The sequence below is a fragment of the Streptomyces sp. CRN 30 genome (assembly GCF_034105845.1).
Map to the genome: position 1 here is coordinate 1 of NZ_JAVRHI010000336.1, position 6,700 is coordinate 6,700.

Below are 6,700 nucleotides of genomic sequence, written 5' to 3' on the forward strand. Positions count from 1 at the left end.
GGCCGGCCCGCCGCGGAGTACCGCGTCACGGCGGTGGTCGACGCGCCGGGCGCGGGCGTCTACTTCGCCGACGCGACCGCCGCACGGCTGGCGGGGCCCGGCGCGCGGGACGCGGCGGGAGGGACGGCAGCGGGAGAGCAGGCGGCGCAGGGGATCGACCTGATCGGGCTGCGGACCGAGCCCGGGGCCGAGGAGCGGGTCGCCGACACGGTCCGCGACCGGCTGGCGGGCACCGGACTGAAGGTGCTCACCGGGGCCGGGATCGGCGAGGGCACGGCGCCCGGCGTGGGGTCGGCGCGCTCGCTGCTGGTGCTGCTGGCCGGTTCGCTGGGCGGGATCGTGCTGCTGATCACCGGGTTCGTCACGGCGGGCGCGCTGGGTGTGTCGATCGCCGGGCAGCGCCGTGACCTGGCGCTGATGCGGGCCGTGGGGGCGACCCCGCGGCAGATCCGCCGGCTGGCCGCCGCGCAGTCCTCGGCGGTGGCGGTGCTCGGTGCCGTCCCCGGGGTGGCGCTCGGGTACCTGCTCGCGGGGTGGTTCGGCGCCATGCCGGCCGACCGGGGGGTGCTGCCGCCCGGGCTGCCGCTCACGGTCGGCCCGCTGCCCGCCCTCGCCACGGCCGTGCTGCTGGGTGTCGCCGTACAGCTGTCGGCCCGGGGCGCGGCCTGGCGCACCTCGCGGATGCCGGCCACCGAGGCGGTCGCCGAGTCCCGCAGCGAACCGCGCGAGCCGTCGGCCGGGCGCACCCTCACGGGCTTCCTGCTGATCGCCGCCGCGTGCGCGCTGTCCGTCACCCCGCTGCTGTCCCGGACCCTGATCGGCGCCTCGGCCACCTCCATCGCGGGCATCGTCGCCGCGATCGGCCTGGCGCTGTGCGGCCCGGCCCTGGTGCGGTACGCCGGTGGGGTGGCCGTACGGCGGCTGCGGCCGGGCACCTCCGCCCCGACCTGGCTGGCGCTGGCCAACGTACGGGCGTACGCGCTGCGGGTCGCCGGGGTGGTCAGCCCGCTGGCCATGGCGGTGGTGTTCGTGCTGACGTACACCTTCGCGCAGACCACCGTGCTCGCCGCGACCGCGCGGGACACCGGCGCCGGCACCCTCGCCGACCACCGGCTGAGCGCCCCCGCCCTCGGCGGGCTGCCCGTGGACACGGAACGGGCCGTGCGGGAGCTCCCGGGCGTCCGGGCCGCCGTGCCCGTCGGGACGACCACCGTGGTATGGCCGTACGAGCTGTTCGGCGACACGGAGACCGAGGCCTCGCCCGCGCTGGTCGGCACGCCGGGGATCGGTGAGGTACTGGACCTCGGGGTGCGCGAGGGCGGGTGGGACCGGCTGACCGGGGCCACCGTCGCCGTCAGCGGCGAGGCCGCCGGGGCGCGCGGGGCCGGGCTCGGCAGCCGGCTGGAGCTGGTCCTCGGCGACGGTGCCAGGGTCGAGGCCCGGGTCGTCGCCGTGTACGACCGGGGGCTCGGCTTCGGTCCCCTGGTGCTCTCCCGCGAGCTGGCCGCCGGGCACACCACGTCGCCGCTCGCCCGGAACCTGCTGGTGCGCACCGACGGCACGGACGCCGCCCGGGACCGGCTCGCCGCGCTGGCCGCCGAACGGCCCGGACTCACCCTGGAACGGACGGACGCCGACTTCGACTCCGGCCAGGACACCCCGCCCGAGGTGTGGATCAACCTGGCGACCATCGTCGTGCTCCTCGGCTACCTGCTGTTGAGCATCGCCAACAAGCTGGTCGCCGCGACCGCGCAGCGCCGCACCGAGATCGCCGCGCTGCGGCTCGTCGGCACCACGCCCCGGCAGATCCGTTCGATGATGCGGCGCGAGGCCGCGGTGGTCGCCGCCGCCGCGCTCACCACCGGACTGCTGCTGTCGGCGCTGCCGCTGGCCCTGCTGGGCCAGGGTTTCCTCGACCGTCCCTGGCCCTCGGGCCCCGCCTGGCTGCTGCCGGCCGTCGCGGCGACCGTCGCGGCCACGGCCTTCCTCACGGTCGAACTCCCCACCCGCCGGGCCCTGGGCACGGCTCCGGCGGACGCGATCAGGGCGACCTGACGTCCCCTGCGGCCGCGTGCGGGAACGGCTGCCTCGATCACGGAACGGCCTCCCGGGCGAGGTGCTCAGCCGCGTTGCGGAAGCACGCCACTTGTTCCTCGGCCCGCTCGGCGCGCGAGGAAGGAGACCGCGGGGTCCAGCACCTCGGGCGCGTACATGTGCGCGGACGACTCGTCGCAGCCCCGCGCCACCTGCTCGTTCCACACGTCCGCAGCCGTGACGCGGAGGGCTGCCCCGCCACACCGGCCGACGCACCCCTGTTTGCTGTTCGCTGTTTGCTTGAACTTTCACCGTTCGGGTACGATCACGCTTGTGCTTGAACATTCAAGCTTATACATCGTTCACATCAGGAAGGCACTGGCACATGACCGTCACCACTCGCCCCACCAGCACGTCCGTCACCGGCAGGGCTGAACCCTCGCCCGTGCACGCCTACAGCGTGGGCCTGCTGATCCTGCGACTGGTGCTCGGACTGACCGTCGCCGCGCACGGCGCGCAGAAGCTGTTCGGCTGGTTCGGCGGTGGCGGGCTCGACGGCACGGGGCAGTTCTTCGAGATGAGCGGTTACCCCTCCGGCAAGATGATGGCCCTGGTCGCCGGGCTCACCGAGACCTTCGGAGGGCTCGCCCTCGTCCTCGGCCTCCTCACACCGCTCGCGGGCGCCGCCGTCCTCGGCACGATGATCAACGCCCTGGCGGTCAAGTGGGGCGGCGGCTTCTTCGCCCCCGAGGGCGTCGAGTACGAGGTCCTGCTCACCGCGGGCGCGGCCGCCCTGGCCCTCACCGGCCCCGGCACGATCGCCGTCGACCGCTTCCTGCCCGGCCTGCGGGCGCACCGGCTCGTGTACGGCGTCGCCGCCGTGGTGCTCGCCGCGGTGATCGCCGGTCTGGTCCTCCTCATCCGCGACTGAACCGACTGCTGGACGGGCGCCTGCGTCGCGCCTCAGCCCTGGAAGGAGACGGCATGCACCCGGACGACACACCCGTACCGGACGACGCGCCGTTCCGGACCTGACTCGGCGTGCTCTCCGCAGGTGCGCGGCCGGTACGAGTTCGGGGTACTCGCCGAACGCGACAGCGTGTACGCCACGGTCGGCGACGCGGTGCTCGAGGTCGCCCGGCGCGGCGGGCACGACATCCTGCGACCGCGCCACCCCGGCAACCCCCTGCGCACCGCCTTCACCGGCACCCCCGCCTACGCGCCCGACCCCCGCTGGGTGCGCACGGGCCGTTACCTGCCCTTCGACGCACCGCGCGCGATCACCGTCGGTGCGGCCGTCGAGGGCCTGGAGCACGTGTACGACTCCCCCGGGCAGGTCGAGTTCGAGGTGGACGGCGCCGTGCACCGGCTGACGGTGTTCGACGGGATGCGGCCCGGCACCCTGATGGCGCTGTTCACGGACCGCACCTCGGGCGTGACCACCTACGCCGCGAACCGGTCGCTGCAGATCGCCGCGCCCGACCGGGAGGGCCGGGTCGCCCTCGACTTCAACCGCGCGGCCAACCTGCCCTGCGCGTACACCGACCTGGCCACCTGCCCGCTGCCGCCGGCGGAGAACCGGCTGCCGGTCGCCGTCGAGGCCGGCGAGCGCATCCCGCTGGAGCGCGGCGGCCGGCCCTGAGTGCCTGGTCCCCCGGGCCGGTCGCGTTAGGTTCCGGGCCGGGGGTGGTACCGATGACCGGTCTGCGGGTCGACTGGCGGAGGTGGCGATGGAGTCCTCGGTGGACCGGATCGGTGACCCCTGGGGCGGCCGTGTGCCGTACGGACGGCACGAGCCGTGGCCGGCCCGGGTGGACACCTACCTCGTCGACGGCGTCGGGCCCGACCTGGTGCAGCGGTGGGTGCAGGCGGCGTCGATCCTGCACTCCGACGGGGACGCCATGGACATCGCGGTCGTCGACGGCCGGATGGCCGGGGTGCGCGGGCGGGCGACCGACCGGGTCAACCGTGGCAGGCTCGGCCCCAAGGACCTCTTCGGCTGGCAGGCCAACGCCTCACCCGACCGGCTCACCCGCCCTCTGGTGCGCGAGAACGGGCACCTGGTGGAGACCGACTGGGAGACCGCGATGCACCGCGTCGTCTCCCGCTCGCGCGAGCTGCTCGCGGAACGGGGACCGGGGTCCATCGGCTTCTACACCTCCGGCCAGCTGTTCCTGGAGGAGTACTACACCCTCGCCGTCCTGGCCCGGGCCGGTATCGGCACCAGTCACCTCGACGGCAACACCCGCCTGTGCACGGCCACCGCGGGCGAGGCGCTCAAGGAGAGCTTCGGCTCCGACGGGCAGCCCGGCACCTACGACGACATCGACCACGCCGACGTCATCGCGCTCTTCGGCCACAACCTCGCGGAGACCCAGCCCGTGCAGTGGATGCGCGTCCTGGACCGGCTGCACGGCTCCGACCCGCCCCGCCTGCTGTGCGTCGACCCCCGGCCCACCCAGGTGGCCCGCAGGGCGGCCGTGCACCTCGCCCCCCGTATCGGGACGAACGTGGCGCTGCTCAACGCCCTGCTGCACGAGACGATCCGCCACGACCGCGTCGACCACGCGTACATCAACGCCCACACGGTCGGCTTCGAGGAACTCGCGGCGCGGGTCGCGGAGTGCGGCCCCGAGTGGGCGGCCGGCATCTGCGACGTCCCGGCCGCCCGGATCGCCGAGGCCGCCGAGCTGCTGGGCGGCGCCGACCGGCTGCTGTCCACGGTGCTGCAGGGCGTCTACCAGTCCCACCAGGCCACGGCGGCCGCCGTCCAGGTCAACAACCTGCACCTGATCAGGGGCATGCTGGGCAGGCCGGGCGCCGGCGTCCTGCAGATGAACGGGCAGCCCACCGCCCAGAACACCCGCGAGTGCGGCGCCGACGGGGACCTGCCGGGCTTTCGCAACTGGCAGAACGACGCCCACGTCGCCGACCTGGCAGCCGTGTGGAACGTCGAGCCCGCCACCATCCCGCACCACGGGCCGCCCACCCACGCGATGCAGATGTTCCGCTACGCCGAGCAGGGCTCGATCCGCATGCTGTGGATCAGCGGCACCAACCCCGCCGTCTCCCTGCCCGAACTCGCCCGCATCCGCACGATCCTGTCCCAGGAGCGGCTGTTCACGGTGGTGCAGGACCTGTTCCTCACGGAGACGGCGCAGTTCGCAGACGTGGTCCTGCCCGCCGCCACCTGGGGCGAGAAGACCGGCACGTTCACCAACGCCGACCGCACGGTGCACCTCTCGGACAAGGCCGTCGAACCCCCCGGTGGGGCCAGGCCCGACCTGGACATCTTCCTGGAGTACGCGGCCCGCATGGACTTCCGGGACAAGGCCGGCGGGCCGCTGGTCACCTGGCACGACGCGGAATCGGCGTTCGAGGCGTGGAAACGGTGCAGCGCCGGCCGCCCCTGCGACTACACCGGCCTGACCTACGCCATGCTGCGCGGCGGCAGCGGCATCCAGTGGCCGGTCAACGAACGGGCGCCCGGGGGCACCGCACGCCTCTACACCGACGGCATCGACTGGGCCCACCCCGACGTGTGCGAGAACTACGGCAAGGACCTGGTGACCGGAGCGGTGGACAGCGCGGTGGAGTACCGCTCCCTCAACCCCGACGGCAAGGCGATCCTCAAGGCCGCCGAGTACCTGCCCCCGCACGAGACACCGGACGAGGACCACCCCTTCCAGCTGACCACCGGACGCACCCTCTACCACTTCCACACCCGCACCAAGACCGGCCGGGCACCCCAGCTGAACGCGGCCGCGCCCGACGTGTGGGTGGAGATCTCGACGGACGACGCGGCCCGGCTCGGCCTCGCGGAGGGCGACCTCGTGGAGGTCAGCACCCCCCGCGGCGCCCTCCGCGGACGCCTGCGCCCCACCGGCCTGCGACCGGGGGTGCTCTTCGTGCCCTTCCACTACGGCTACTGGGACACCCCCGCGGGCTCCGGCCCGGACCTCACCACACCGGGCCGGGCGGCCAACGAGACGACGGTCACCGACTGGGACCCGGCCTCCAAGCAGCCGCTGTTCAAGACGGCCGCGGCCGCGCTCACCCTCGTCGAGCGCGGCCATGGACAGCCGTCCCCGGCACCCACCACCACCGCCTCCGCTCCCCCGGCCCCGCACGCCCTGCCGGCCACCACCGGCGGACCGGCGGCACGGGTGTCGCAGGCCCCCGACACGGCCTGGGACAGCGAGGGAGACCCCCGGTGAACGGCATCAAGCTCACGCTGCGCGCCCTCCACCACGGCGAGCACCACCTCGTCGGCGACCTGATGACCCTGGCGGAGCGCCACCGCACCGACCACGAGGTGCACCACATCGCCACCGACGTCGCCGAATGGTCCCGGCAGCACCTCCAGTGCCTGGCCGACACCGCGGCCCACTACGACCTGGACCTCGACGGCCCGCCGGACGACTCCTCCGGTGGTCTCCTCGCGACGCTCCGCGAGAAGGCGTCCGACCTGACGGTCCACCGCCCCGAACCCGGCCTGCTGCTCCTGCGGGACCTGCGCGACGTACACCTGGCCGCCGCACGCAACTCACTGCACTGGGAGATGCTCGCCCAGGCCGCCCAGGCCTCCAGGGACGCCCGGCTCCTCGCGCTCGCCTCCTCCTGCCACCCGCGGACACTGCGGCAGATGCGCTGGACCAACACGATG

General features: G+C 74.3%; 4 protein-coding genes and 1 pseudogene. All 5 read left to right on the plus strand.

Translation table 11 applies throughout. The features are described from left to right. Positions 1-2,055 (plus strand): ABC transporter permease (locus UW392_RS35960; RefSeq protein ID WP_320779409.1); only part of this gene is annotated, 2,055 nt, incomplete at its 5' end. A gap of 364 nt (positions 2,056-2,419) precedes the next feature. Further along, on the plus strand, positions 2,420-2,965 hold the full coding sequence (locus UW392_RS35965) for a DoxX family membrane protein (protein ID WP_320779410.1): 546 nt from the start codon (positions 2,420-2,422) through the stop codon (positions 2,963-2,965). Positions 2,966-3,088: 123 nt separating this feature from the next. Then, positions 3,089-3,676 (plus strand): annotated as a pseudogene (locus UW392_RS35970) (DUF1684 domain-containing protein); the annotation flags it as partial. Between the two features lie 88 nt (positions 3,677-3,764). Next, positions 3,765-6,251, plus strand: coding sequence for a nitrate reductase (locus UW392_RS35975; RefSeq protein ID WP_320779411.1), 2,487 nt, complete (start codon positions 3,765-3,767; stop codon positions 6,249-6,251). Continuing rightward, positions 6,248-6,700 (plus strand): hypothetical protein (locus UW392_RS35980; RefSeq protein WP_320779412.1); only part of this gene is annotated, 453 nt, incomplete at its 3' end. The genes UW392_RS35975 and UW392_RS35980, both read left to right, overlap by 4 nt.